This is a genomic window from Micromonospora sp. CNZ296, assembly GCF_007827635.1.
Window position 1 is genome coordinate 92,523 of the sequence record NZ_VISW01000019.1, and the last position, 25,932, is coordinate 118,454.

The 25,932-nt window shown below is 72.4% G+C and carries 26 protein-coding genes and 1 pseudogene; 10 read left to right on the forward strand and 17 right to left on the reverse strand.

Going from position 1 to position 25,932, the window contains the following annotated elements; translation table 11 throughout:
* Positions 1-55: 55 nt before the first annotated feature.
* The 15 genes from FB455_RS26995 to FB455_RS34405 form a co-directional block, all read right to left on the reverse strand.
* Positions 56-733, reverse strand: coding sequence for a GGDEF domain-containing protein (locus FB455_RS26995; RefSeq protein ID WP_145755241.1), 678 nt, complete (start codon positions 731-733; stop codon positions 56-58).
* Positions 734-821: 88 nt separating this feature from the next.
* Positions 822-1,733, reverse strand: coding sequence for a MarR family transcriptional regulator (locus tag FB455_RS27000; RefSeq protein ID WP_145755242.1), 912 nt, complete (start codon positions 1,731-1,733; stop codon positions 822-824).
* A 158-nt stretch (positions 1,734-1,891) separates the two neighbouring features.
* On the reverse strand, positions 1,892-2,284 hold the full coding sequence (locus tag FB455_RS27005; protein WP_145755243.1) for a hypothetical protein: 393 nt from the start codon (positions 2,282-2,284) through the stop codon (positions 1,892-1,894).
* Positions 2,271-2,576, reverse strand: a complete 306-nt coding sequence (locus FB455_RS27010) for a hypothetical protein (RefSeq protein ID WP_013289197.1) — start codon at positions 2,574-2,576, stop codon at positions 2,271-2,273. Before FB455_RS27010 ends, FB455_RS27005 begins: the two co-directional genes overlap by 14 nt.
* Positions 2,573-3,259 carry a hypothetical protein gene (locus FB455_RS27015; RefSeq protein WP_145755244.1) on the reverse strand — a complete coding sequence of 229 codons (687 nt, stop codon included), beginning with the start codon at positions 3,257-3,259 and terminating at the stop codon, positions 2,573-2,575. Before FB455_RS27015 ends, FB455_RS27010 begins: the two co-directional genes overlap by 4 nt.
* A gap of 742 nt (positions 3,260-4,001) precedes the next feature.
* Complete coding sequence (locus FB455_RS27025; RefSeq protein WP_145755245.1) at positions 4,002-4,442, reverse strand: hypothetical protein; 441 nt, start codon at positions 4,440-4,442, stop codon at positions 4,002-4,004.
* 30 nt (positions 4,443-4,472) lie between these two features.
* On the reverse strand, positions 4,473-5,189 hold the full coding sequence (locus FB455_RS27030) for a hypothetical protein (RefSeq protein ID WP_145755246.1): 717 nt from the start codon (positions 5,187-5,189) through the stop codon (positions 4,473-4,475).
* 480 nt (positions 5,190-5,669) lie between these two features.
* Complete coding sequence (locus FB455_RS27035) at positions 5,670-6,545, reverse strand: replication-relaxation family protein (RefSeq protein WP_013289201.1); 876 nt, start codon at positions 6,543-6,545, stop codon at positions 5,670-5,672.
* Between the two features lie 209 nt (positions 6,546-6,754).
* Positions 6,755-9,241 (reverse strand): type IV secretory system conjugative DNA transfer family protein, encoded by a 2,487-nt coding sequence (locus tag FB455_RS27040; protein ID WP_486481591.1) that lies wholly within the window; start codon positions 9,239-9,241, stop codon positions 6,755-6,757.
* 26 nt (positions 9,242-9,267) lie between these two features.
* Positions 9,268-11,058, reverse strand: a complete 1,791-nt coding sequence (locus FB455_RS27045; RefSeq protein WP_145755247.1) for a TraG/VirB4 family ATPase — start codon at positions 11,056-11,058, stop codon at positions 9,268-9,270.
* Positions 11,055-11,987, reverse strand: coding sequence for a PrgI family protein (locus FB455_RS27050; protein ID WP_145755281.1), 933 nt, complete (start codon positions 11,985-11,987; stop codon positions 11,055-11,057). Before FB455_RS27050 ends, FB455_RS27045 begins: the two co-directional genes overlap by 4 nt.
* A 35-nt stretch (positions 11,988-12,022) precedes the next feature.
* Positions 12,023-12,937, reverse strand: a complete 915-nt coding sequence (locus FB455_RS27055; RefSeq protein ID WP_145755248.1) for a TrbL/VirB6 family protein — start codon at positions 12,935-12,937, stop codon at positions 12,023-12,025.
* Between the two features lie 5 nt (positions 12,938-12,942).
* A complete protein-coding gene (locus tag FB455_RS27060) occupies positions 12,943-13,323 on the reverse strand; it encodes a pilin (RefSeq protein WP_145755249.1) in 381 nt (126 codons plus the stop codon).
* A gap of 744 nt (positions 13,324-14,067) precedes the next feature.
* Positions 14,068-14,946, reverse strand: a complete 879-nt coding sequence (locus FB455_RS27065; protein WP_145755250.1) for a hypothetical protein — start codon at positions 14,944-14,946, stop codon at positions 14,068-14,070.
* Between the two features lie 354 nt (positions 14,947-15,300).
* Positions 15,301-15,534, reverse strand: coding sequence for a hypothetical protein (locus tag FB455_RS34405; protein ID WP_186466444.1), 234 nt, complete (start codon positions 15,532-15,534; stop codon positions 15,301-15,303).
* A gap of 247 nt (positions 15,535-15,781) precedes the next feature.
* On the opposite strand from FB455_RS34405, the gene FB455_RS27070 reads away from it, so the two are divergent.
* The 10 genes and pseudogenes from FB455_RS27070 to FB455_RS27115 all read left to right on the forward strand — a co-directional run bounded on the left by FB455_RS27070 (position 15,782) and on the right by FB455_RS27115 (position 24,500).
* Positions 15,782-16,714 (forward strand): hypothetical protein, encoded by a 933-nt coding sequence (locus FB455_RS27070; protein ID WP_145755251.1) that lies wholly within the window; start codon positions 15,782-15,784, stop codon positions 16,712-16,714.
* Entirely contained in the window at positions 16,698-17,684 is a 987-nt protein-coding gene (locus tag FB455_RS27075; RefSeq protein WP_145755252.1) for a DNA methyltransferase, read from the forward strand. Before FB455_RS27070 ends, FB455_RS27075 begins: the two co-directional genes overlap by 17 nt.
* Positions 17,681-18,547 (forward strand): adenine nucleotide alpha hydrolase family protein, encoded by an 867-nt coding sequence (locus tag FB455_RS27080; RefSeq protein WP_145755253.1) that lies wholly within the window; start codon positions 17,681-17,683, stop codon positions 18,545-18,547. Before FB455_RS27075 ends, FB455_RS27080 begins: the two co-directional genes overlap by 4 nt.
* Complete coding sequence (locus tag FB455_RS27085) at positions 18,544-19,095, forward strand: DNA cytosine methyltransferase (protein WP_145755254.1); 552 nt, start codon at positions 18,544-18,546, stop codon at positions 19,093-19,095. The genes FB455_RS27080 and FB455_RS27085 overlap by 4 nt, the downstream gene beginning before the upstream one ends.
* Positions 19,064-19,948, forward strand: coding sequence for a hypothetical protein (locus tag FB455_RS27090; protein WP_486481592.1), 885 nt, complete (start codon positions 19,064-19,066; stop codon positions 19,946-19,948). Before FB455_RS27085 ends, FB455_RS27090 begins: the two co-directional genes overlap by 32 nt.
* Positions 19,941-21,116, forward strand: coding sequence for a DNA methyltransferase (locus FB455_RS27095; RefSeq protein WP_145755256.1), 1,176 nt, complete (start codon positions 19,941-19,943; stop codon positions 21,114-21,116). The genes FB455_RS27090 and FB455_RS27095 overlap by 8 nt, the downstream gene beginning before the upstream one ends.
* Positions 21,117-21,161: 45 nt before the next feature.
* Positions 21,162-21,459: pseudogene (locus FB455_RS27100) on the forward strand (XF1762 family protein); the annotation flags it as partial.
* A 212-nt stretch (positions 21,460-21,671) separates the two neighbouring features.
* The gene (locus FB455_RS27105) at positions 21,672-22,244 is read left to right on the forward strand and encodes a hypothetical protein (protein ID WP_145755257.1); all 573 of its coding nucleotides are present in this window, start codon (positions 21,672-21,674) and stop codon (positions 22,242-22,244) included.
* A gap of 421 nt (positions 22,245-22,665) precedes the next feature.
* On the forward strand, positions 22,666-23,028 hold the full coding sequence (locus tag FB455_RS27110; RefSeq protein WP_486481593.1) for a hypothetical protein: 363 nt from the start codon (positions 22,666-22,668) through the stop codon (positions 23,026-23,028).
* Complete coding sequence (locus tag FB455_RS27115; RefSeq protein ID WP_123111411.1) at positions 23,025-24,500, forward strand: tyrosine-type recombinase/integrase; 1,476 nt, start codon at positions 23,025-23,027, stop codon at positions 24,498-24,500. Before FB455_RS27110 ends, FB455_RS27115 begins: the two co-directional genes overlap by 4 nt.
* Positions 24,501-24,787: 287 nt before the next feature.
* On the opposite strand, the gene FB455_RS27120 is transcribed toward FB455_RS27115, so the two are convergent.
* Entirely contained in the window at positions 24,788-25,243 is a 456-nt protein-coding gene (locus FB455_RS27120) for a SitI3 family protein (RefSeq protein WP_117230782.1), read from the reverse strand.
* A gap of 15 nt (positions 25,244-25,258) precedes the next feature.
* Positions 25,259-25,660 (reverse strand): CdiA C-terminal domain-containing protein, encoded by a 402-nt coding sequence (locus tag FB455_RS27125; protein ID WP_145755258.1) that lies wholly within the window; start codon positions 25,658-25,660, stop codon positions 25,259-25,261.
* Positions 25,661-25,932: the final 272 nt, after the last annotated feature.

The following is a 25,932-nucleotide window of genomic DNA, read 5'->3' on the forward strand; positions in this document are numbered from 1 at the left end:
ATCGGCCTGCGGGGCTCCAGGTGGTTGCGGCGCTTAGTGCTGCGCCGGGTGCGTGTTACCGCAGGTCGCGGTAGCGGGTGGCGGGGCACGGGGGTGTGGCGTGGTGCGGGTCGTGGGCGCGGATGCCGCACCGCTTGCGTTTGGCCAGGTACATGGCCTGGTCGGCGGCGTGCAGGAGGTCGCGGGGCAGCATGCCGGGTCCGGCGGCGGCGTAGCCGACGCTGGCGGTGACGGTGACTTGCTGGCCGGCGATCTCGTAGGGGCGCTTCGAGATGCGCCGGTGGGCGGCCTGGGCGGCGGTCTCGACCTCGCCGTCGTCGCCGTGCACGACGAGGGCGAACTCGTCGCCAGCCAGGTGCGCGGCCAGGGCAACCGAGGGCCCGAGGGCGCTGAGGCGGCGGGCGACCTCGTGCAGCAGGTCGTTACCGTGCTCGTGGCCGTAGGTGTCGTTGACCTGCTTGAACCGGTCGAGGTCGATGAGGACGAGCCCGAGCGGTTCCCCGAGCGAGAACGTGGCCTCGAGGTGGGTCCACAGGGCCCGCCGGTTCGGCAGGTCCGTCGTGTCGTTGTGCGTGGCCAGCCGGTGCCAGTGCGACCGGTCGCGGTCGCGGGCGGCCAGCGCCTGTCGCTGGTGATGGATGATCCGCCGCTGCCGGACGAGCAGTGCCGCTGCGACGGCGAGACCGGCGAGGACTCCGCCGGCCGCGGTGAGGTAGGAGGTCAGATGAGACACTCGATGTCGCTCCTTGTCGGTGAAGGAGCACCGGGGCGGGCGTGAGCCGCCAAGTTCGACGCCCGCCCCGGGCTACCAGATCAACGGGTTAGTTGGTTTTCGGGGCGAGTTGGAAGGCCGCTGGCTTCTCGACCACCTGGAGGGCGAGGTTGTCGGCGACGAGCTTGTGCACGGCGTTGACGACCGCGCCCGCGCTGGCCTTGGCCGAGCCGCTGCCCTCGTTGGCCTTGTCGATGGCCTTGCACAGCTGGCTGGTCTTGAACGCCTGGTCGGGATGAGCTTCGAGCACGTCGAGGATGGCCCCGCGCAGGCTGCCCTTGGACCGGCGTGGATTCCCGCCACCCGACGCGCTCGCAGCCTCGGCTGGGCTGCTGGGCCCGGTGGAGCCGTCGCTGCCTTCCGGGTCCGTGCTCGGCTCGGAATCTGCCTCACCAGATGTGTCGGCCGCGACCGGGGCCTCGGCGTCAGCCGGGGTGGCCTCGGCGTCGGTTGTCGCCTCGCTCAGGCCGCTGTCCGCCTGAGGCGGCTGGTCCTGTGGGGTCGGCCGATCCGCGTCGCTGTCCGGCGTTGGTGGGAGTGCGTCGTCCGGCTGGATGCCGGTTGGCTCGTCGTCAGGTTCCGCCGCTACGGCGGCGCCCGTCTCCTGCGCTGGTGCGGGGGGCTCGTCCGGTCTCTGAGGCGCGTTCGCGTCGTCGTCGGTCGGTGCGGGTGCGTGGGGCGGGTCGCCGCTGGCGTCGGTCGTGGCGGCCGGCGGGTCGCCGCTGTCAGTGCTGGCCGCCGCGTTCGCGGTGTGCCGCCAGAGCGTGCGGCCGTCGGCGGCGCGAAACGTCTCGGCCTGCCCGTCTTCCTCGAGCTTGCGAAGCCGCTTGGTGGCCGTCGAGTAGCCGACGCCGGCGCGCTGTGCGATCGCGGCGGCCGTTTCCTGGCCGAGTTCTGTTAGAGCGGCGGCAACCTTGTCCAGGGCGCTGGGTGCCGGAGTTTGGTCGGTTGTGTGGTCCATCTGTCCTCCCCTTGGGGCTGCTGTTCGATATGCCGGGATGTGGCGTGCTTCCATGCACGCTTCGACGGCGCTTCGAGATCAAGTGCGATGACCGGATCCCGCCGACGCGTCGACGCTCGGCCGGGGCCTTGCGCGCCCCGTGGTGCTGGGTCGGGCGGCTACGGGTGGCCGAAGACGCGGTCGCAGCGGCTCGGGTCGACCGGGCGCCACGGCAGGCCCCAGCCGATCCGGTACCGCCCTGCGGTGGGCTGCACGAGGTGGACGCCGCCGCCGAGGGACACCGGCCGGGCGACGGTGAGGATGTGCCCGTCGAAGTCGACGGTGTGCCAGTCACCGCCGACGTAGTTGCCCATCGCGGCGAACGTCTGGGCGAGGGCGGTCACCGCCTCGCGGTCGAGGGTGAGTTCGAAGGCGCCGTTCCACCAGCCGGTCACCGTCGCGAGGTAGCCCTCGTAGTAGCGGTGGAAGCCGGGGACCGGTTCGTAGCGCAGCCACCGGCCGGAGAACAGGGCCGTGCTGCCTCGCGGCGGCGTGTAGTCAGCAGTGGGCATCGGCCACCGCCACCGGCCACTCGACCGGGTCGAGCCGGGCACCCTGCGCTCGCGGGCGGCCGGGGCACCGCCACGGCGGAACCAGATCGGCTGGTCTCGGCCGGCGTGGCGCCGACCGGCCGGGGTCCGGGTCGCGGCGGCCGGCGCCCAGGTCGTCGAGGACCTGCCGCCGGCGCGGCGGGATCCCGCTAAGGTCGTAGCCTCCCCTGCGCACGCCGAAGCTGCGGTCGGTCAGTGCCGTGTCCCGCGGCGTGTCGGCGCCTTCGCCGGCGTGGGCGCTGCCGCTGGTCACTGCTGCTCCTCCGGGGGCTCAATGCCGGCGGTGGTGGCGGGCGATCCCTCCTCGCCTCTTCGCCCGGCGGAGGTGGTCAGGGCAGCGATCTTGCGTGCGCTGGACCAGGCGGCACCTGTCTCCTGCGCCGCCTGGGCGGACCAGTTGGCTGCGACCTGCAGCCACGTGCCGACGTCGATGACCTCGTCGCGTACCTCGCTGTCGTCGTCGAGGCCGGTGAAGTGTGCCTGGCTGGCCTGGTCGAGCAGGTAGGACCCGGTCTGTGCGTGCACCCGGGCGAGCAGCCGCGTGGTGCGGTGCAGGTGCCCGACTAGGGACGCGACGTCGGAGGGCGTCGGGAGGGCCAGCATCGCGCTGAATGGCCCGGTGGCCGTGTGCAGCCAGCGCATGAGGTGCTCGGCTGCGGTGATGGCGCTGCCCAGCCGGGCCGGGTTGTAGGGGCCGTCGATCGCGAACAGGTGGCTCATCGCGTCGATCCAGCTGCTGGTCTCGCTGTCGACCGGGAGCCCGTCCTCGACGAAGGCCGCCTGGGCGTAGCTGCCGTCGGCAGCCGCGCAGATAGGCGTGTTGTCCGCCAGATGCCACCACGGGGCGGCGCCGCCGCGGTAGGCGCTGGTCCAGTCCTCGGCGGGCTGGTCTGTCACCGGCTCGGTGCACACGGGGCAGATCGGGAGTTGGGTCATGTTGCTTTGTCCCTTCAGACAGGGTGACGGCGGCGACCAGGGCTTGGTCGCCGTTGGCTCTGGGTGGGGGTGTGACCACGACCTGGTGACAGGCGCTCGCCGGATCCGAGGCCGCGCTGGACCCGGAAGAGGGAAAGAGCGGCCGTCTCGCCCGGCCGGTAGCGCAGTCGGCGCCCCCGCCTGGGGCGGCCGGCGGGCTCAGGCGAGGTGCGGCGCCTCGGACACGTGGATGGCCGGAACGGTTGGGCTGGTCACCGCAAGTGGTGATGGTCAAGGCGTCGCGGCCAGTGCTGCCTGCGGCGGAGCTGCTCGATAAGGTGGGTGCCTGGCCGGGCGCGACGGCAAGGGGGCGATCAGCAGGTCGTCCCGGTCGTGGGCCGCCTGGTTGTGGCCGAGGTGCTCGACGAACACCGCCCGTACGGTGGAGTGCGCAGGCCGATCCGGGCCGGGGCGGCGGTTACGGCAGGCCGATGGACAGGACGCCGTCGTCGGCGACGAGCAGCAGCGCGGGGCCGGCGGATTCGTCATCGACGGGGTCGGCGTGCTGCGCGGCGGCTGCGGCGGGCTCGGCGAACTCCCCGAATGGTGTCGGGGATGAGCGTGAGCCGGGGGATCGAGTTCATGTGATCGATCCCCTTGCCACTTCAGACCAGGGGTGAAGTGGTTGGCGGAGCCGACCGGGCAGCAGCGCGCCTCCGGGTACACCGATGGCGGCTGCCGGCCCGGTCGATTCCGGCAGGTGTCAGCGCGGGGCGTGGAAGCGCCCGCGGCCGACGCCGGGGATGACGGTGTCGTCGAGGTAGTCGACGACGAAGGTGCTCCAGCCGGCATCGACGCCGGTCTGGATGAGGTGCAGCAGGTGGTGCTTCGGCCCGTACAGCGGGATGTCGCCGAGACGGCCCGGGTGCAGCCGTCGGTAGCGCCTGCCGGTGAGCTCTCCGGCGAGCACCGGTGTCTCCCGCCAGCCAGCGAGGCTGGAAGTGACGGGACGCAGGCGGTGACTGTCGCCCGTGTAGGTACTGGCGCCGGTCAGATAGATCTGGTGGAACTCGTCGTGCATTACGCGCAGCGCCGGTGGCGCCGGGTGGGGTGCCTCGCGGTTCGCCGTGCTGCGGCGCTGGGCGCGGACGCAGGCGTCGGCGAGGTGCTCGACCTCGTCGAGCAGGAACATGACGCGGCCCATCAGGGGGTGTCTCCTTCCTGTCCGGAGGGGTCAGAGCGCGACCGCGAGCAGTCGCTGGTCGGGGTCGATGGCGGCGAGCAGGCGGTTGGCCTGGTCGAGGTAGGTCACCCGGTCGGCCATGGCGTCGCTGGCCGGGGCGAGCCTGGCTCCGTTGGCGGTGATCAGCGCGTCGCCCGCGAGGGCGGTCAGGGCGCTGTGGTGCTGGTAGGCCATGCAGCCGGCCTGGTACATCTCCAGTTCGTTGAGGGCGATCTGCCCGGCGCCGTAGGTGGCGGCGTTGTGCATGCGGATCGCGTTGACCCGGGGCTGGTTGGTGAAGTCCGCGACGGCCTTGTCCCGCGGGTACTCCTGTGGGTCCGCCAGGTGGCGGGCCTCGTAGACGTGCCACGGAGTGGCGTTGCGGGTGCCGTGCACGACCCGGTTGAACAGGTGGTGGCGGATGCCCGCTCCCACGCCGGCGGCTTGGCGTATGCCGGTCAGGTCGAGCAGTCGCGCCGGTCCGCCGGCGCAGTAGGCCGGACGGCCCTTGCGCAGTCCGAACATCTGGCTGCGCTGCCACAGGTGCAGGGCGGGGCTGGCCCAGAAGCGGGGCGACAGCGTGCCCTGCACGCCGAAGTTGCGGTCGAGCTGGTGTGCGGTCAGGGACTCGCGGGGCAGGTCGCCTGGCACGCAGACGATCATGGTGCGGATCGTCGCCGCCGGTGTGACAGCAGGCTCGGTGACCTTGCGGGTCGGGTTCTTGGCCATTGCGTGGTCCTCCTTGTGGGGTGGGCGCGTCAGGGCGCGCGGAGATGACCGGCCCACTGGGTGCGTGGGTCGGTTGCGGGTGAGGTGTGGTGCGGGTTGGTGCGGTGCGACCTGGGGTCGCCGCGCGGCGCGGCGCCGACCGGCCCCGGGTGGGGCGGGTGGGCGTGGCGCACCGGGTGGGTGCGGCGGTGGTTCCGAGGTGGGACCGGACCGGGGTGGAGATATATGAGGTGGTGTTGGTGCCGTGAACGGTAGCGGCCTGTTCTGTCAGGCCCATCCGACGAAATGATCGCCGAAAAGCGGGGCTGACCTGCACTGTGAGACGTTCCGGCCCGCTGTGGGCCGTCGTCGGCGCGGACGCTGTGAGACCTTCCGGCTCTCACAGACGGTCTTGTTTGCTGACAGACGCGGACGGTGGTGGACCTGTGCGCAGGTGCCGAGGCTGGCCTGTCCGCCGCCCGCTGGCCTGCGGTGTGAGCCCTACAGGTCGTCGAAGCGCTGCGGGTTGGTGACCGTGTCGGGTCCGTGGTCGCAGGGCAGCTCGTGCAGGTACCGCCGGTGGGTGGGGTCTGAGACGAGGGTCCAGACCCGACCCGCCGGGTCCGGGCCGTGGACGGCGGTCGCGATCGGGCTGGCGGTGCGCAGCCCTGCGAGCACCCCGAGCAGGCTGGCCTCGCGGCGGTGGCTGGGGACCCAGAACAGCACGGGGTAGCGGGGGCCGAAGGTGGTGAGGCGTTCGTATCCGCGCAGCTTGGCCACGACCCGGGCGAGGTTCTCGGTGTCGTTGTCGTGCTCGAGGAAGAAGCCGGTCGAGGTGCCGCCGACGGTCCACACGCCGTGCCCGTCGGGGCGGATGCCGGCCTGGGCGTAGACGGTGGTGGCGTGCTGCTCGGACCACCAGCGCGACAGTAGGGCGTCGGGCGTGTGGCGGGCGGTGGCGATGAGGTCGGTGAAGAACTGGTTGACGCCGAGCAGGTGGTTGACCTGGCCGCTGGCGGCGATCCGCTTGGCCCGCTCCAGGGAGCTGCGGGGCGCCTTGCCGCCGAGCCCGTTCGGGTCGTGGTAGGTCGTCGGGTGCAGTTGCAGTCCGACGGGTCCGAGGGTGTAGAGCAGTGATCCGTACCGGCCGTGGGCGCCGCTGCGGCCGAAGCGGTGCAGCACGTCGAGGCGGTGCAGGATCGTCAGCCGCCGTTGGGCGGTGCGCCGGGTGTCGAAGAAGGCGTTGGTGATCTGGTCGGTGGACAGCAGGTAGTGCTCGGCGAGCAGCCCGAGGAGGGCGTGGTCGCGGGGGACGATGCGACCGAACACCGCGAGCGGATCCGGGCTGCTGGAGGCAGGAGGAACACGGGAGTACACGACGTTTGCTCCTAGGCAGGATGGGGCTCCCCTCCCGATCGGGAGGGGTGTCTGGGCAGGGGGAGGTCGGTGCGGAGGGCCTGTCAGGGGCGTGTGCGGCACTGACAGCCCAGGTCAACACTGTGCTGCGGATGTCCGACGGTCACCGGTGACGATCCCGCTGGCGAGCCGGTGCGCGACCCGGGCGACGCCACCGCCTGACAGACTCCTCAGCTGCGGTCGCCCTTCGGACGGGAGCGCCGCTTGTCGTCGGGCTTGCGGCTGAGCCGTTCGACGAGGTCGTCGACGGCGCTGGTGTCCTGGCTCGGTACCGCCGCGGCGGCGGCCTGGCGGATGGCGGTCGCCTCGCCGACTACCGGCCTCGGAGGCCGGGTCTTCATGGTGAACGCGGGCGTCTGCCGTCCGTTGACCACGAGGCGCGCGGCGGCGGTGTACGCGTCGAGGTGGGCCAGGTCGTGCTCGCCCAGTTCCGGCAGGGTGTGCCGGGCGAGCTGCCTGGCGTCCTCCGGCGCCACGGTGAAGTACACCTTGTTGCGGGCGTTGGCCGACGCCGCTGCCAGGAGGTCGCGGGGAAACTGGGCCAGGTCCTGGTGGGCGAGCACGAGCGACAGCCGGTACTTGCGGGCCTCGGCGAGCATCGTGTCCAGGCTGTTGGCCAAGGTCAGGAAGTTCTGGGCCTCGTCGATGATGAGGCTGGCGTCGCGGCGCCGGTCGGGAGCGACGCCGGCGCGGGCGGTGGCGGCCTGCCACACCTGCGCAAGGACGAGGGAGCCAAGCAGCCGGCTGGTGTCCTCACCCAGCACCCCCTTGGGAATGCGGACGAGCAGCACCCCGCCGTCGAGCACGCGGCCCATGTCGAAGCTCGAGCGGGGGTAGCGCATGGTGCGCTTGACGAAGTCGCGCAGCAGGAACGCGCGCAACCGGGCGAGGACCGGCCCGATGACCTGCGAGCGCAGGCTGTCGTTGAGGCTGTCGTACCACTGCCAGAAGCCGCTGAGCCCGGCCGGGTCGTCGAGGTCCACCGTCATCGCCGAGCGGAACTGGGGGCTGTTGAGCAGCGGGGGGATGTGCTGCAGGGTCACGTTGTTGTGGCGCAGCAGGGTCAGGCAGGCCACCCGCATGACGTCGTCCATCCGCGGTCCCCACGCCTTGGCGAAGATGTTGCCGAAGATCGACACCAGGTTGTCGACCACCAGGTCGGGGTCGTCACCCTCAAGCGGATTCAGCGTCGGTGGATTCTCCTGGTCCGGGTCGAACAGCACGACGCGGTCGGCGACGGTGGCGGGGAGCCGGTCGAGGATGTCCAGGACGAGGTCGCCGTGCGGGTCGATGACGACGGTGCCGCGGCCGGCCTTGATGTCGTCGAGGGCCATGTTCACCAGCAGGGTGGTCTTGCCGGAGCCCGTGGAGCCGATCACATGCATGTGATACCTCGCGTCCGGCACCGACAGCCCCACGCTGTGGCCGCCGATTTCGGCGTCGCCGAGCATCTTCACCCCACGCCCGCCGCCGGGGACGGCGACCGGCGCCGGCATCGACGCGGCCCGCGCGCGGTCGAGGCCGGGCACGGCGAGATCTTGTGGCAGGGCGGCCAGCGCGGCGAGTTCCGGGGCGGAGGTCAGGAATCCGGGGCCGAGCCGGCGGGCGGCCAGCACAGCCACCGCGGCGGGCATGCGGGCGCGGTGGGTGAGCCGGTTGCGGCCGGTGTGGATGGCGAACGCCGAGGCGATCGTGTCCGCGATGCCCCGCAGCCGGCCCCGCGGGTCGGCGCCGGGCCGCCGGCTGGTGCTGGCGACCGCGTACCGGATGCCGGTCTGCCACAGCGGGTGCGCTGTCTTATCCAGGATCGCCCGGACGTCGCGGTCGACGGTGGGATCCCGACGGGCGGCGGGCGCCGCGGTGCGGCCGGTGCCGCCGCTGCCGGCCAGGAACGCCTCCAGCAGCCACAGCACCGGCGCAGCCGGGTTGATCGCCGGCACGGCGCTCTTGCCGGCCCGCAGCCGCCCGGCCGCGCGGCGGGCCCGCGCCGCCCGCCGGGGGGTGGCCGGGCGGGCGAGGATCTGCACGCACGCGTGCTCGCCGGGTGTGAGCTGCGCGCCGGCCGCCATCAGCGGGCGCAGCGGGTCGGTGTCGTGGTCGGTGGCCAGCGGCAGCCACTCCGCGTACACGGGCAGCAGGTGCCCACCCGCCGCGGGACGCGCGTCCAGGGGAATGGGCGGTGGCGGGCTGTCGTCGGTGGTGGTGGCCGCGCCGGGCCACGCCGCCCGCACCGCGGCCTCGACCGCACCGGGCGGAACGCTGCCGGGCACCCAGATCGAGATGAGCAGTTGCCGGCCGGTCCACGTGTACTGCCACACGACGTGCGGGGCGCCGTGGAGCAGGCGCCGCCGCCGCGACGGGGTCAGCACGCCGGCCAGGTTCGCCCACAACGCTGGCGCGCTGTGCGGATCGACCTCCGGCGGCGGCGCGATCGTCACCAGCCGCGCGCCGCGGGCGTGGTGGCGGTGCCGCCACATCTCGACCAGGTTGCGGGCCGCGATCCACGCGATCAGCAGAGCGGCGGCGACAGCCGCCAGCCACGGCCGCTGTGTGGCCCACACGGCGGCGTCGACCAGCGCCGACGCGGGTCCGGTGGGGGGCGGGATAGGATCGGCGCCCGGGCCGATGGTGGGGCCGGGCGCCGGTGACAGGAGCACTGCTCTGAAGGCTTCGGTCGGTGGTGTCACAGGTCGTCCTCCTCCTCGTCGAGGTCGTCCAGCTCGGCCGGGTCGGTGGTGCACAGGGCGTGCTCGGCATCGGAGGAGATCGACTCGAAGCTGGTCCTGCTCACCCCGGAGATCAACAAGCCGTGGCCGCGGCGGGCCGCCAGCAGCAGCCGCCGCTCGCCGTCGGTGAGCCCGAACGCCTCGCCGACGGCGTCGATGGCCTGCGGCGCCTGCCGCAGCAGCACCTGCGTGGCGGCGTTGGACACCACGGCCTGGCCGAGGTCGGTGCCCAGCACGTCGGCGGCGTCCTGGGTGATGACGGTCAGCCCGGCGTTGCGCTTGCGTGCCGCCTTCGACATGCGGAACAGGAAGCGGGCGCCCTCGCCGTCGCGCATCAGCAGCCACGCCTCGTCGACCACCACGAGCCTCCGCCGTGACGGGCGGTGCGGGGCGTCGACCGTGCGCCAGATCGCGTCGAGGGCGAGCAGGGTGCCGACGGTGCGCAGTTCATCGGGCAGGTGCCGCAGCGACCACACGACCAGGTGTCCGACCGGGGCCTGGGTGGTCGGTGCGTCGAACAGGTCGGCGAAGCTGCCCTGCACCCACGGCGCGAGCCGGGCGGCCAGCGTCGCGGCGGCCGGGTCGTCGTCGGCGCGCAGCGTCGCGGTGAGGTCGCGCAGCAGCGGCGCGGGCCGGTGATGGGTGGCCGGGTCCGCGGTGATCCCGGCGGCCCGGTAGACGGCGAGGATCGCCCGGTCCAACGCGGCGCGTTCCGCCGGTGGCGGCTGATGGCCGAGCAGCACGCTGATGAGGGTGTGCAGGAACAGCCCGCGGCGGGTCAGCGTGTCGGGACGCCGGTCGCCGACCGGCAGGTCCAGGGGGTTGATCTTCACACCGGGCAGGCCCAACCGGACGATGCTGCCGCCGACCGCGTCGGCCAGGCGCAGGTACTCGTCCTCGGGGTCCACCACCGCGACCTGCACACCCTGGTAGAGGTTGCGCAGGACCTCCAGCTTCACGAAGTACGACTTCCCGGCCCCGGAGCGGGCCAGGACGACCGAGTTGTGGTTTTCCTGCGCCCAGCGGTCCCACCAGACGATCCCCGAACTGGCGGGGTTGACACCGTAGAGGACGCCGCCGGTGGCCGGCGGGTCGCCGGGCAGCGGCGCGGGCAGGTCCGGGCTCGACAACGGAAAGGCGGCGGCGAGGGCCTGGGTGTCCATGGTGCGCAGCATCCGCAGCCCGTCCGTCGCCAGGGGCAGGGTGGTCGTCCAGCCGGGAAGCTGCCGCCAGGTCGCGGGCTGCACCTCCAACAGGGTCGACGCGGCGGCGGCCCGGACCTGCGCGCACGCCTGCATCAGTTCGTCTTCGGTGCGGGCGTGCACGGTCAGGTACAGGCCGACGCGGAACAGCTTCGCCGCGCCTCGAGCCAGCCGCTCGGCCAGGTCACCGGCGTCGTGCGCTGCTGCGTCGACGTAGGGGTCGGCCAGCTTGCCGCGCTCGGAGTCGGCCCGCCGCGACGACTCCAGCCGTGCGCGCTGTCTGCGCAGCCGGGACGCGGCGATCGGCGCCGGCAGCGGCTCGATGTGCACCGCGAGGTCGAGGCGGCCCGGCCAGGACAGCAGCGGCTCCAGCCACGCAGGTCCCACCTCGGCCGGGTAGCCCGTCACCACCAGGGTGGCGGCGTAGCCGTCGCCCACGCGCAGCCACCGGGGCGTGACCTCGACGGTGGCTGGCGCGACCGCCGACGCCAGCGAGCCCCGCTGGGACTGTGCGCTGTCGCCGCCGGACCGTCTCTTCCTGATCATGACTTCTTCCTCCTGGTGCGGGTGCGGGTGGGTGCGGCGGCGGTGATGACGGCGTCGGGTGCGGCCAGGCCGCCGGGACGCGGCGGCCGGTACGGGTCGGCGGCGGAGGCTAGGGCGGCGGTGACCGCCGGGCCGTCCAGCACCCGCGGGGTCACTCCGAGGCCGGACAGTGCGCGGACGGTGTCGTCGGCGCGCCGCCGCGCGGCGTGCTGTCCGTGCTCGCCTGCGGCGGTGCGCGTGACGATGAGGACCTGCCGGCGCAGCGGGTCGCGGCGGGCGGCCAGGTCGCCGAGGAACTCGGCGTGATCGGCGCAGGCCGCTCGCAGTTGCGGGTGCGGCTGGGCGTGCGCGGCGGCGGCGAGGGCCCGGCTGTGGGAGGCCAGGTCGACCGGTTGCGCGGACACGACGATCTGCGTCGGCGTCGAGAGGCTGTTGAGCCACCGACCCCAGCTGTCGATCAGCGCCGTCTGCTCGACGGGGGTGCGCAGCGCGAGGTTCACGGTGGTGGTGCCGACGATCGCCGCCCGGGCGCCGCCGAGGCTGACCTCGCCGTCGTCGTCGATGGCGTCGGCGGGCAGCCGCAGCGGCGCCGGTAGCGGTACTCGGCCGGTTTTGGGGGTCTCGATCCAGTCCGGCGGTGCGCCGGCGGCGGCGGAGGTGGCGGTGGACAGCGATCGGGGGGTGCGGGTGTGGCCGATGGCGTGCAGCAGCCACACATCCATGGACAGGCCGTCGCGGCGGCCCAGAGCCAGGCCGGTGACCAGCCCGCCGAGCACCACGCCCGCGCCGATGAGGACCGGCGCCGGCACGACGTCGTGCAGGGCGCGCCACGCGGCGTAGAAGCAGAGCGCGCCGGCGGCGACGATCGCCAGCTGGTGGAACGTCAGGCCGTAGGCGACCTTGTCGGGGGCGTCGACGTCGGCGGGCATCCGTGCCCTCATCGGCGCTTCGGGCTCGGGTCTGGTCATCTGATGGTCCTCCGAAGGGTGTTCAGGCCCGGGATGGTGCGGGCGATCTGCTGCACCACGACGACGCGCACGACCGCGCCGAGCATGGTGCTCGTCCCGCGTCCGGTCTGGCCCGCCCAGCGGGCCATCAGCCCGGGGATCTTGACGGTGGTCCAGAGCAGCACCACCACGACCAGGAGGTTCAGCGTGCCGCCCGGGTCGACGGGCAGGCCGAACACGGGCAGCATGGTCGCCGGGTCGAGCAGTGTCTGCTCGCCCGCGGTGAGGAAGAACGCCTGCGCCACGGGTATCGCCAGGCATCCGCCGTAGGAGCGCCACCACAGCCGGGCGAGGCCGTCGGTCTGCGGCAGCGCGTGGCAGGCCAGCGCCAGCGGCGCGATGCTCGTCATCACCAGCAGCACCACGAACCGGCCGATCAGCTGGAACGCGGCCGTCACGACCAGGACGGTGATGATGAGGATCAGGACCAGGAACAGCAGCGGGACGGTGCGGTCCTGCGCCGCCGCGAGGTGGCTGCGGATCGCGGTGAACGCGCCGTCGCCGTCGTAGCCGCCCTCGCTGATCGCCGCGGTCAGGGCGTTGGCGAGATCGATGAGCTGGTCGCAGGCCAACTGGGAGAAGTGCGCGGCGGTGAACCCGACGACCAGTCTCGGCAGGAGGTCCTTGACCGTGTAGCGGGACTGTTCGCCGCCGCCGGCGACCATGACGAGCACGCCGGCGGCGACGAACGCCAACACGAAGACGGTGTCCACGATCCAGACCGACCGGCCGGTGAGCGCCTGCACCTGCGGCAGCCCGGTGACCTTCGGTGTGGTGAGCAGGATGCCGGTGATGAGGTCGAAGATCGCGTTGAGGCAGGCCAGGATCGCCGTGGTGAGCCAGTCAAGAGCCTGGTCGAGGACCCATCCCATGACGGTCAGCCCCCGACGATGCCCTGGATGACCTGCAGCAGGATCGGCGCGAGGACGGCCAGGCCGTAGCCGATCAGCGCGTTGCGCAGGGCGAGTTTGGCTTTTTCGACCTGCGACGGGTCACCACCGGCGGTGGCCCAGTACACGCCGGCCAGGACGAGGAAGAGGGTGGCGATGGCGGCCAGGATGCCCATGACCCAGTTCTGCAGGTTGGCGATCACGACCGGCAGCGAGTTCGCCGCCAGGTAGGCGGCGCCGCCCGGGTCGGCGTACGCGGAGGCCGGGACGGCGAGCGACAGGCCGGCGCCGGCCAGCGGTACGGCGGCGCGGAGTGCGAGACGAACGGCTCGCGGGATTCGGAGAGTGCGGTGTGGGGTGCGGGACATTGCGGTTCACCTCCCGCCGCGCCCCGGCCACGAACAGGGTGTGACCGGGGGCGGCGATTGCTCGAAGCGGTCCGTTGGGACCGCCGCCGGGCGCAGGCGAGAAGCGCGCGAACCGCGTGAGCCCCGGGAGGAGCTCGTCCTCCCTCAGGGGTGGGTTGCGGTCATCAATGTGGTGTCAGCGCATCAACGTGGCGCGGCACCCGAGGCGCGCGGATCGCGGCTCCTCGCATCGCCCGGCGGCGGGCGGGACCGGCGAGCGGTGCAGCTCGTCGAAAGTCCCGCACCCCCAAACCGGGATTTGTGAGCCCTGGCGAACACTTGCCGCCCTCGCACAGGTCCGGGTAGGGCTCACACAGCAGGTCAGGGCTTGTTCCACCGTCGGCAACGCGGTCTGCGGGCGAGGACTCACAGCCGGAGCGGAACCGGCCGCGTGTGGGTTGTGTGAGTGCCGCCGGGGCTCACAGCTCTTGACAAGGCCCGCTTGTGTGCGCGCCGATCCGGCGCTCAGGACGACGTCGGACAGGTCCTGGCCGCGGAAGCAGAACAGACGGCCGAGCGGCACCCGCGCCGCAGAGGGTGACGACGGGGCAGGTCGACTGGCGATCCTGCCCTGGTACTCCGCGCCAATCTGCCACCGGCGCAGCGCGCTGCCGCCTGCACGCTTCGCTGGGAACGGGCGCTCGGCACGCGGAAACGGCTGTGGCCCGACGTCGCACGTCGGGCCACAGCCTTGCCGGTTGCCTGTCAGGCGGCTGCCGCAGTGTGCTGCCGCGCGGCTTCGCGGCGGGCGGCGGCGGCACGTCCGGCCCGGCGCCGGCCGCGCTGCTCGGCCCGCTGCCGCAGTCGCGCCGTGGTCTCCGGCGACGCGATCCCGGTCAAGAGCCCGTCGGCGAGGGCCTCGGCGAGGCGGCTGTCGATGCGTGACAGCCGCATGCGCAGGGCGTCGACGCTGACGCCGTTCCTCGCGGCGATGGGCTCGATCGCCCGGCGCCCGAGGCGCACGTCGATGTAGGCCTGCTCGTCCTCGGGGTCGATGATCCCGAGGGTCACCGCACGGCGGACCAGCAGGTCCGGATGCCCGTACGGCACCCGGGGGGTGCGGGGACCGGGGGCGATGTGCTCGATGTCCTCCACCGGCAGGTACTCCTGCTGCTGCAGCCGCAGGTCCCGTCCGGCTCGCCACGCCGCCTTGCACAGGCTCGCGTACGGCGCGGGTTTGGTCAGGTCCGCCCGGTCGCGTATCGCGGCCAGGAACCCGGTCAGGATCTCGGCGTCGATATCCGCCGGGTCGCCGTCGTAGCCCTCGCACAGCTGGCCCGCGTACTGCTGCAGCGCCGGCAGCGCCATGCCGACCGCGGCGACGACCCAGTGCGGCCCGTCGAGGCGCGCGCGGCGGATCAGCTCCCGCCACACCTCGTCACGCGCCGTGTAGGCGCGGGGGTGGCGCAGCAGCCAGTCGCGCAACGCCGGCAGCGGCATCACCGGCTGCGGGAGCTTCGTGTCGGAGAAGAACGCCGTGCAGTCGAGGACCAGCGGCGCGGGCTCGCAGGTCAGCGCGGCGAAGGCGGTCTCCGCCGCGTCGAGGGCGGAAGTCGGCCAGTTCGTAGCGTCGGACACGCTCATGTCAACACTCCTGTGACACCGCAGGGATGGGATGCCGTCGCCGCGATGTCATGGCGACCGGCGGCATCGATTGCGCCACAGACGGCTCACAAGGAACTGACAGAGCTGCTCAGAGCGCCGATCACCGCCGTCGGCCCGGCCAGCTGTCAGTGGCCCCTGCGCACGACGTTCCATCGCCGCTGATCGTTGGCCGAGAGTCTGACAAAGGCCGGTTGACCTGCCCTGTGACACCCTGACAGAGCCTGTTACCGCGCTGTTCGCAGGCGGTGGCACAGGCGCGCGCCGCGAGCTCGTGACACGGCGTCCACGACCTCACAGGCAGCGCGCAAGGTCCCTTGTGACAATCCAGTCGCCTCACAGCGCCACTGTCACGGCCCTGTCACCGACGACCCGCGCGGGCTCGGCAGTGCCCGTGACAGTCGCAGGTGCGCTGTCACCGCTGGACATCTCGAACCCTGTGACAGGCGACGCCGCGTCGATGACATCGCCGCCGGCACGCGACGCCCGACGCGTCTCACAGTGCTGGTCACAGCGCTTGTCCACGTCGACGTCCGAAGCGTTCTCCGCGCTGGCGTCGGCGCCCGTCATCGCTTCTGTCAGTGACACAGCGTCACTGACAGAAGGTGCCCGGCGTGAAGCCGGGCGGCGTCGCGGTCGGGTGGCTGCCGACGGCTCGTCCCGTCGCGAGCGACAGACAACGTGACGGAAATCAGGACAAGCTGATGGCGGGTCGCGCGTTGTGAGTGCTTGTGGGTTCGGCAAGTGTTCGCAGGGGCTCACAAAACCCGGTTTGGGGGTGTCAGCGCTTCACGGCGCGGCGCGGAGCCGACAGCACATGAGCGAGCACACGCCGCACCCGCAGCACCAGGCCGGCCACACCGAGCCGGCCGAGCACACTCTCATCGACCTGGTCGCCGGCGATCCGCCGGTGCCGATCACGGTCTGGCGCACGGCCCGTACCGACGCCGAAACCCACACCAGCCTGCCCACCCGTCTGGCCTACCGCCTCGTCGCCGCGTACAGCCGGCCCGGGGAGGCGGTCGTCGACCTCACCACCGACCACGCCCTGGCGCCGGTCTGCGCCCGAGGCGGGCGCCAGCACCACCGCGCCTGGTTCACCGACAGCTCCACCCTGGTCATCGGACCCGCCACCACCGGCCAGCCGGCGCCCACGACCGCAACCGACCCACTCACCGCGCCCGGCGAGCCGGAGGCCGGCGACGCGCAGGACCCGCCCGAGCTGCTCGACTGGTTCGGCGACGACCTCACCGACCCCGACCTGCCCGGCACCGACGCCGCAGTCGTCCGGCCGCCCGACGACGGACCGCTGGACGCGGCCACCAGCCTGGTGGTCGCCACCTGGCCGCTGCACGAGGCCGACACAACCGCCCGGATCCGCCTCGCCTGGCTGCTGGCCGCCTGCGCGCGGCTGCTGCGCCCCGGCGGGTGCCTCGTTCTCGTCGTCGGCGTGCCCGCCGGCACGCAGCCCACGCCGGAGGACTTCGGGCCGCTCGTGGCCGCCGCCAGCCGGGCCGGACTGGGCTACCTGCAGCACATCGTCGCCGTCGAGGCCGACACCGACGGCGACCAGTTCGTCTACCACGTCGCCGACGAGGAACTGCTCACCCTGGCCCATGCCAACCCCGAGCAGTGGTTGGTCGCCCACCTGCGGGTGCACGCCGACCTGATGGTCTTCACCCCGCACCCGGCTCCCGCGGCCGGGTCGGGACGGCGCCGTGACCGCGACGGCGGTGAGCGCCGTGCCTGAGCACACCGCCACCGGACGATCCGGCCCGAACGAGCCGGACACCACCAGCTCCGCAGCCAGCGAGGACTACCCGGGCCGGCACCGCGACTACGAAGGCCACCACCGCGCCGAGGCCGACGGCCTGTCCGTCTGGGCCACCGCCCAGTCGACCGGCCCCGTGCAGCGGCGCGGCCGGTACGTGCCGGAATCGGTCAAGCATCCCGCCCGGATGCTGCCCGCGATCGCCGCGCACGCGATCGGCGCCTACACCCAGCCCGGCGATCTGGTCCTGGATCCGATGTGCGGCATCGGCACCACCTTGGTCGAGGCCGTCCACGCCGGACGCGACGCCTTCGGCATCGAGTACGAGCCGCGATGGTCGAACATCGCCGACGCCAACATCCGCCACGCCCACGACCAGGGCGCCACCGGACGCGCGTCGGTCATCCGCGGCGACGCGACCCGGCTGATGTCCCTGGTGCCGAAGGCCCTCACCGGGCAGGTGGCGCTCGTGGTCACCTCGCCGCCGTACGGGCCGACCGTCCACGGCCTCGTCCGGCCCGGCGAGCACGGGGTCGTCAAGTACGACGACCGCTACGGCGAGGACAAGGGCAACCTCGCCTACCGCGACCTGACCGGCCTCGCCGACGGCTTCGCCCAGATCCTGTCCGGCTGCGCGACCCTGCTGCGACCCGGCGGCGTCGTCGTGGTCACCGCCAGGCCGTGGCGCAAGCGCGGCGAGCTGGTCGACCTGCCCAGCGCCGTCATCGCTGCCGGGCTGCGCGCCGGGCTCGTGCCGACCGAGCGGTGCGTCGCCCTCCTCGCCGCGGTCCGCGACGGGCAGCTCGTCGCCCGCCCGTCGTTCTTCCAGCTCCAGCAGGTCCGCAAGGCCCGCTCGTCCGGGGTGCCGATGCACCTCATCGCGCACGAGGACGTCCTGATCTTCGCCAAGGCGGCGCCGCCGCAGGACGGAACCGGGGTGGTCGCATGAGCGCACCCACCCACCGCTACCTGTCCCTGGGCGCCGGCGTGCAGAGCTCCACTCTCCTGCTGCTCGCTGCCCAGGGCACGATCCCCGGGTTCGACGCGGCGATCTTCGCCGACACCGGCTGGGAGCCGGCAGCAGTCTACCGGCATCTGGACCGCCTGACCGGCATCGCGCAGCAGGCCGGAATCGAGGTCGTGCGCGTCAGCACCGGTGACATCCGGGCTGAAGCGCTCGACCCAGGCCACAGGTTCGTCTCCATGCCCCTTTTCACCCTGGGACCCAACGGGGAGCGGGGCATGGCCCGCCGGCAATGCACCGGCGAGTACAAGATCAAACCAATCAAGGCGGAGGTGCGGCGCCGGCTGGGCCACCCGCACCCGAGGCGAGTGCCGGCCGGGGTTTGGGCGGAGGTCGCGATCGGGATCAGCGTCGACGAGATCGGCCGGGCCCGTGACTCCGACGTCGCCTACATGCGCAACGTGCACCCGCTGCTCGACCTGGGCTGGCGGCGCACCGACTGCCTGCGCTTCCTGGCCGAGCACGGTCTCGCCGACACCCCGAAGTCGTCGTGCGTGGGCTGCCCGTTTCACGACGACGGCTTCTGGCTCGCCCTGCGCGAGCACAGCCCGCAGGAGTGGGCCGACGCGGTCGCCTTCGACCGCGCCATCCGCAACGGCTCCGCGCGGGCCAACGCGGACGGGCACCCGCTGCGCGGGCAGTTCTTCCTGCACCGGCAGCGGGTGCCGCTCGACAAGGTGGTCCTGCGCCCGCGCCCACAACCGGCGGATGCCCCTGGTTGTGGGCCGTGGACCTGCCCCCACGACGAGCCGGCGACAGCCGGCCCCGGGCGCGGGGAGGTGGCGTGAGCATTGCGCAGACCACCTCCCCGCGCATCGGATCGGTCTGCACCGGCTACGGCGGGCTTGACATGGCCGTCGAGCTGGTGCTCGGCGGCCGGCTCGCCTGGTACGCCGAGACCGACCGGCACGCCGCCGCCGTCCTCGCCCATCACTGGCCGCACGTCGCCAACCTCGGCGACATCCGCACCGTCGACTGGACCCGCGTCGAGCCGGTCGACGTGCTCACCGCCGGGTTTCCTTGTCAGGACATCAGCAACGCCGGAAAACGCGCCGGCATCACCGGCGAGCACTCAAGCGTCTGGAACCATGTCGCCACAGCCGTTCGCGTCCTTCGACCGCGGCTGCTCTTCGTGGAGAACGTCGCCGCCCTCCTGCGGCGAGGACTCGACGTCGTCCACGCCGACTTGGCCGCGATCGGGTACGACACGAGCTGGCTATGCCTACGCGCATCCGAGGTCGGCGCCGCCCACCGCAGAGATCGGCTGTTCCTGCTGGCCACCCCTACCGAACGACTGGCAGGGGGTGCCGACGTTGCCGACACCGTGCGCCCGTGACGGCAAGGGCCCCGGCCACCCGTACGGCCTGCCGGACCTGGTCGAGCCGACCGGCACCCGCCACGGCCTAATGCCGACGCCGACCGAAGTGGCCCACGGGGCGAACATGTCCCCCTCAGCGGAGGCGGCCCGCCGGCCGTCCCTGGCCGGCATCGCCTCACGGTTGCTGCCGACGCCGACAGTGGCCGACAGCCGTCCCTCGGCGAACGCCACCGCCGCACGCACCACGCCCACCCGGCACGCGGGCCGGACACTGACCGACGCGGCGCGGTTGCTGCCGACGCCGAGAGCCAGCGACACCGGCACCCCAGGCCGGCGGGCCGGCACCGGATGGCGACCCCCGCTGTCGCAGGTGCTGCTGCCCACCCCCAGGGCAACCGACGGCACCAAGGGCTGCCCCGGGCAACGCGGGTCGCACGGCGACCTCACCCTGCCGTCAGCAGCCGTGCAGGTCCCCGTCCGGACGCTGCCTACTCCGCGCGCCTCCGACGCACACGGACCAGGCAGGCACGGTGACGGTGGCGCGGACCTGCGCACCACCGTGGCCGGGCTGGGCCAGCCCGACGCCGACCGGTGGGGGGTGTACGCCGCGGCGGTGGCCCGGTGGGAGCTGCTGCTCGGCCGACCGGCGCCGGAGCCGACCCAACCGGGGCGGCACGGCAAACCGGTCCTCGCGCCGCCGTTCGTGGAATGGCTGATGGGCCTGGACACCGGCCACGTGACCGACCCGACGCTCGCGGTGCCGCGCACCGCCGCGCTGCGGGTCCTCGGCAACGGCGTCGTCCCCCAACAGGCAGCCGTCGCGCTGCGGCTGCTGCTGTGCCCACACCGATGGACGGTGCGGCATGACTGATGCCACCGCGCTGGAGCACTACCGGTACCGGCGGCTCGGCCCGGTCGAGCTGTATCTCGGCGACGCCCGCCAGGTGCTCGCCGCGATGCCCGACGCCAGCGTCGACTCCATCGTCACCAGCCCGCCGTTCTGGTCGCTGCGCGACTACGGCACCGGCAGGTGGCACGGCGGCCACCCCGCCTGCCACCACCCGCTACCGGCGCCACGGCGGGTCGACGGGGCGTCCTGCGGCCGGTGCGGCGCGACGTGGGTCGACCCGCAGTACGGGCTCGAACCGACGGTGAACGAGTACGTCGACCGCCTCGCGGCCGTGTTCGACGAGGCAATGCGAGTACTCGACCCGGCCGGAACGCTGTGGCTCAACCTCGGCGACAGCTACACCGGCGGCAGCCGCCGCGCGTACGACACCCGCAGCGGCATCACCGGCACCCGCCAGCTGCCCGCGGTCCGCAACGGCTCGCCGTTGCCGGCGAAGAACCTGATCGGCGTGCCCTGGAGGGTGGCGTTCGCGCTGCAGGCGCGCGGATGGTTCCTGCGCAACGCGGTCATCTGGTCGAAGACGAACCCGATGCCCGAGTCCGTGCGCGACCGCCTGTCCACCACCTACGAGATGGTGTTCCTGCTCACCAAGTCCCATTCCTACTACTTCGACCTCGACCCGATCCGAATACCGCTGGCTCGCCCGGAAGCCGCCGACGGCACCCGGATCATCGGCGGGGCAGGCAAGGGCCGCACGGGCGGGATCGGCGCCACCGCCCGCCGCCGGGGCGCCACCGCCTACGGCAGCGGCAAGTACGCAGCCGAGCAGACCGGCGCCGAGCCGCGAGCCGGTCGGGGCAACCTCGTCCCCCTCGGCCACGCCCACACCGCCGCCCACCCCAAGGGGCGAAACCCCGGGGATGTGTGGCGCATCGCGACCCGCCCCTACCGGGGGTCGCACGTGGCGCCGTTCCCGATCGACCTGCCGCTGCGGGCGATCGCGGCCGGCTGCCCGCCCGGCGGACGGGTTCTCGACCCGTTCTCCGGCGCCGGAACGACCGGACTCGCCGCGCTCCGCCTCGGTCGGCGCTACCTCGGCGTCGACGTGCGCTCCGAATTCCACGAAGAGACGATCATCCGGCTGCGCCCGTACCTGCCCGACGACACGTCGCGGGAGGAGGGCGGGTGAGCCTGCGGGCCGTGCCCGTCACCTTCGCGCAAAGCATGCGCGTTCGTGCAGGACTGGCACCGACATCACCGGCCGCCACGCGGCCACAAAATCAGCATCGGAGCAGCCCGCCAGGACAACGTCCTGGTCGGCGTTGCCGTCGTCGGCCGCCCCATCGCGCGGATGCTCGACGACGGCCTGACCCTCGAGGTGACCAGGGTCGCCACCGACGGCACCCGCAACGCCAACTCGCTGCTCTACGCCGCAGCCTGGCAGCCGAGCCCTCGGCTACCGACGCCTGGTCACCTACATCCAAGACGGGGAGTCCGGTGCCAGCCTCCGAGCGGCCGGGTGGCGCGTCGTCGCCACCCGGCCGCCCGCACCCGGCTGGTCACGCCCAGCCGCCCCCGCGCCGATCACGGCACCGCGCACATCGGCCGCCAGCGGTGGCACGCCCCGAACTGAACGCCCTCCTCCCCGGCCTCCACCCAATTTCCCGACCACCCTCGCCCGGGCGGGCGGCACGCCGTCGACTGCCGCCCGCCCGGCTCATCTCACGGTCACGAAGGAGACACCATGTCCAGCAACTACCCTCATCACCCGGCTGCCACCTCGACACCGGGCAGGCGCGCACCCTCGCGCCCGCGCCGCCGCAATCGACGGACCTTCCCGGTGGTCATCGTGCGACCCGCGACGATCCCCACCCCGCCCTTGACGGCCGCGCAACGTAACCGACGTCGGGCAGCCGACCAACTCGCCAGCGAGCTGACCGACGCCGCCCGGCAGGGCCGACAGTGCCATTACGGTGAGCTGGCCTTCGTCGCACCGATGAATCTCATCCCCGAGACGCCCACGATCATCGCCGAGGCATCGCAGGTTGCCGCCGCACCGCCGCCCGCCAGCCTGCGGGTCGGCCGAAACCTACGCGGCGAGCCCGTCGCGGTCGTGCTGCACGGCGACCGATGGAGCCTGGTCGTGCAACCCCACCGCGCGGCGGCAGATCGGCCCGCGACCAGCTGGGCGTTCCTCGACGGCTACGGCCAGGCGTTCGACATGGCCTACCTCGTCTTCTGCTTCGACGACGACCCCAGCGTCCTCGGCGTCACCTGGACCGACATGATCAACCATGTCCTGGCGCTGGCCACCTGAATCACCCCCCAGAGCAGCCTGTCCACCACACCCACCCTGCTCATCCCCAGCCTGCCCGCCACCGCCCCGACAACGCGGAGGCGGGCAGGCGCCGGATGTGGTCCGAACCGCCACCCTCGGCCGCCACGCTCGCGCAGGACCCGCCGACGACCCGAAGTCCGCACCGAGGGCAGCCGGGGGTGACGTCGCCGCTGCCGGTTTCCGTACCCGCCTCAGACAACAAGGCCCCCACGCGCGCGCAACGTCTGACGGCTCCCCCTGTCAACGGCCACCTGTTTCTCCACGGGCAGCCAGTTGTTCTCCCCGCTGTCGGCCACGTCTTCTCCCGCCGGCGGCCACAAGACATCACCGTGCGCAGACCCAGCCGAACCGCGTCGAGCTCGCTCAATGACCGTCTAAGAAAAGTCAGGAGTACCCGTCCGTGAACAGCGGCAACACCAACCACAGCGCCACGCCCGACACCCGCGACCCTCGTGGCGAGGTGTGGACCGAGGAGCGCATCCGCGCCCTCGGCGCGATCACCGACCTGCCCACCGCCGGCCGCGTCTTCGGCCTGGGCCGCGCCCTGTCCTACGAACTCGCCCGCACCGACAGCTTCCCCGCGCCCGTCCTGCGCGTCGGCGCTCGCTACAAGGTGCCCGTCGCCGGCATCCTCACCGCCCTCGGCCTGCAGCCCCCGCCCGGCGACTTGACCCCGGGCGGCATGCGAAGCGTCGATCACCAACGGCAAATCAGCAGCATCCGCCCGCCGCACAACGGCGTCGACAGGAAGGCCGAACCGTGACCCGCGCCCGCAACCCCGAAGGTGCTCTCACCAAACGCTGCACCTGCACCGACCCCGACACCGGCAAGCGACTCGGCAGCCGGTGCCCGAAATTACGCCGCCCCGGCGGCGGCTGGCACCCCACCCACGGCGCGTGGGGATACCAGATCGAACTGCCCATCCGGCTCACGCAGCCGCGCCGGCAACTGCGCCGCTCCGGCTTCGACAGCCGCGACACCGCCACCGCCGAACTGCGCCACGCCCGCGCGCTACTGGACCTCGCCGACGGCGACCACGACCTCGCCATCGAAGTCGCAGACCTGCTGCACGCCTGCCGGCCCGGCACCCCGCTGCCCGACCGCGAGACCGTCGCCGCCCGCATCCGCGCCGGCGTGCCCGCATCCGTGCCCACCACCACCGGCGAATACCTGACCGCCTGGCTGCAAGGACGGCGCGGGCTGGCGGAGAAGACCGTCCGCGGCTACTCCGACCACATCCGCCTGTACCTCGTCCCTCACCTCGGTAAGATTCCCATCCAGAACCTGCGCACCGCCCACATCGAGGCCATGTTCACCGCGATCGGCCACCAGCAGGACGCCATCCGCGCCGCCCGCGCCAGCACCGACCCCGACATACGCGCGAGCGTCAAAGGCGTGCGGCCGATGGAAGCCGCCAGCACCCAGCGGCTCTACGCCACCCTGCGCAAAGCCCTCAACGACGCCGTCGTCCGGGCCAAGCTGATCCCCACCAACCCCGCCCTCGGCGTCGAACTACCCACGGCCAAGCGACCCAAGGCGCGGGTGTGGACTGTCAAGGCAGTCGAGCACTGGCAGGCCACGGGCAAACGGCCGAGCCCGGTGATGGTGTGGATGCCCGCACAGGCCGGGCGGTTCCTCGACTACACCGAACGACACGACATCGTCCTCTACGCGATGTTCCTGCTCATCCTGCACCGCGGCCTGCGCCGCGGGGAGGCGTGCGGCCTGCGCGACCACGACGTCGACCTCGACGCCGGCTACCTCACCGTCGTCGAACAGATCACCACCGTCGGCTACACACCCATCACGCGACCCGTCAAGAGTGACGCCGGTGACCGGATGGTTCCCCTCGGCCCCAAGACCATCGCCGTCCTGCGGGCCTACCTCAAGATGCGACGCCGCTGGCAGAGCGTCAGCGGCGACGACTGGCCCGACACCGGCCTGTTCTTCGTCCGCCCCGACGGCAAGCCCTGGCACCCCCAGACCATCAGCGACCGCTTCGACCACCTCATCGCCAAAGCCGGGCTGCCGCCCGTGCGGCTGCACGACCTCCGCCACTGCGCCGCCACCTACCTTCGCCACGGCGGCGCCGACATGAAGGAGGTCCAGGAAACCCTCGGCCACTCCACCATCGGCCTGACCTCCGACACCTACACCAGCGTCATCCTCGAACTCGAACGCGGCAGCGCCGACGCCGCCGCCGACCTCATCCCCCGCGACGACCGAGCCGCCTAACGGCAGCAACCCCGCTACCGGCCGGAGGAGCCGACGCGCCACTGCACCGTGCGCCGACGACGAAACCGGCCCCTCCCGCCCCCGGGAGGGGCCGGTTTCATCCGTTGCCGAGCACGGCAGGTCATCCGGCCATCCTCAGAGTCAGATCAGGCCGTCGGGGAGCGCGAGCGCCGTCCCGGCGGGCGCGCTGGAAGATCACCGGTCACGTCGCGGACGAATTCGTGACCGTCCCGCTCGCCGCTGGGCGGGGCTATCGCCCCGTCAGCCGCTCTGATGCACGCGTTGCTTCACGCGCCCGGAAGGACGCCGTCGAATGCCTCGTCGTACCAAAGGGCCACGTTGTGCTTACGCAGGATGCCGTCGACGCGCGTCAAGAGCAGCCAGTTGCCGTCCTGCACGAGTGCGGCGTCCTCGGGCCGCTCGCGCAGAATTCGGGCGATGGTCGCGAGCATGGTCGGGATCCCCTTGTCGCTCGTGTCGTCGGCGCGCATGCGGAAGCCGATGTTGACGTAGGTGTCTGGTTCCCACTCCCAGCGGGAGTCGTCGTCGTCCTCGGCGTCGTAGTAGCCGTTGCTGCCCGCGGTGATGCTGACCGCGTACCCGCACTGCTCGTAGAGGTCGGCGCTGAGCAGTCGTGTGTGACCGGGGAGCGCCGGCTTCTCGGTGGCATCGGGAGCGGCGAGTTCGGCCACCCGGTCCAGCGGGATGTCGCCCGCCAGGGTCAGTCGGAACTCGATAGCCATCGTGCGCTGCCTCCTTCAGTCCCGGCGTACGATCTGCACGATCTCACGGCTCGGGGTCACCGCCACCAGCTCCTTCAGCCCTGGTATGGGCCAGTCGTCGAACTGCTTGCGCAGGGCCGCGGGGTCTCCACGCCAGTCCTGGAGGTTCAGCACCACCCGCTGCGTCTGCTGCTCGTCGACCTTGTGGGAGACCTCGCTCCAGATGCCCCGGACCGGCTTGGACGCGGTGGGAGAGTAGCAATCGAAGACGTGGCCTTCGATCAGATAGTCAGGATTCTTGTCCGGGTCTCCCCTGTCGCGTGTGTCGGCCCGGGCGTCTGCGACCTCCTGCTTGGTGGGGTTCTGGTGGAGGCGGTAGCCCTTGCCAGCAACAGTGTCGGCGCACTCGTTCTCGAGCTGGACTGAGCGTTGCGCCACCACGGACTTCTGGTTGCGGGAGATTCTTGTCTGCGGCCCGATCGGCGATCCGCCTGGGACACCGGTCGGCTTCCTGCTCCAGGATGTCGGTGCCGTGTCAACGGCCGCAGTACCGTGGTGGTGAGGTGTAGGGCTGGCCGGTATTGGACCGCCAGCCCCCCTCAGTTTCCCGAGGACCCTAGTACGGCAGCCGCCGTTTGAGATCTTGCTGGTAAGCCGGGGTGGGCGCGAGACGGCCACCGCGTGATCGTCTGTGCGTTGTGGACACATCA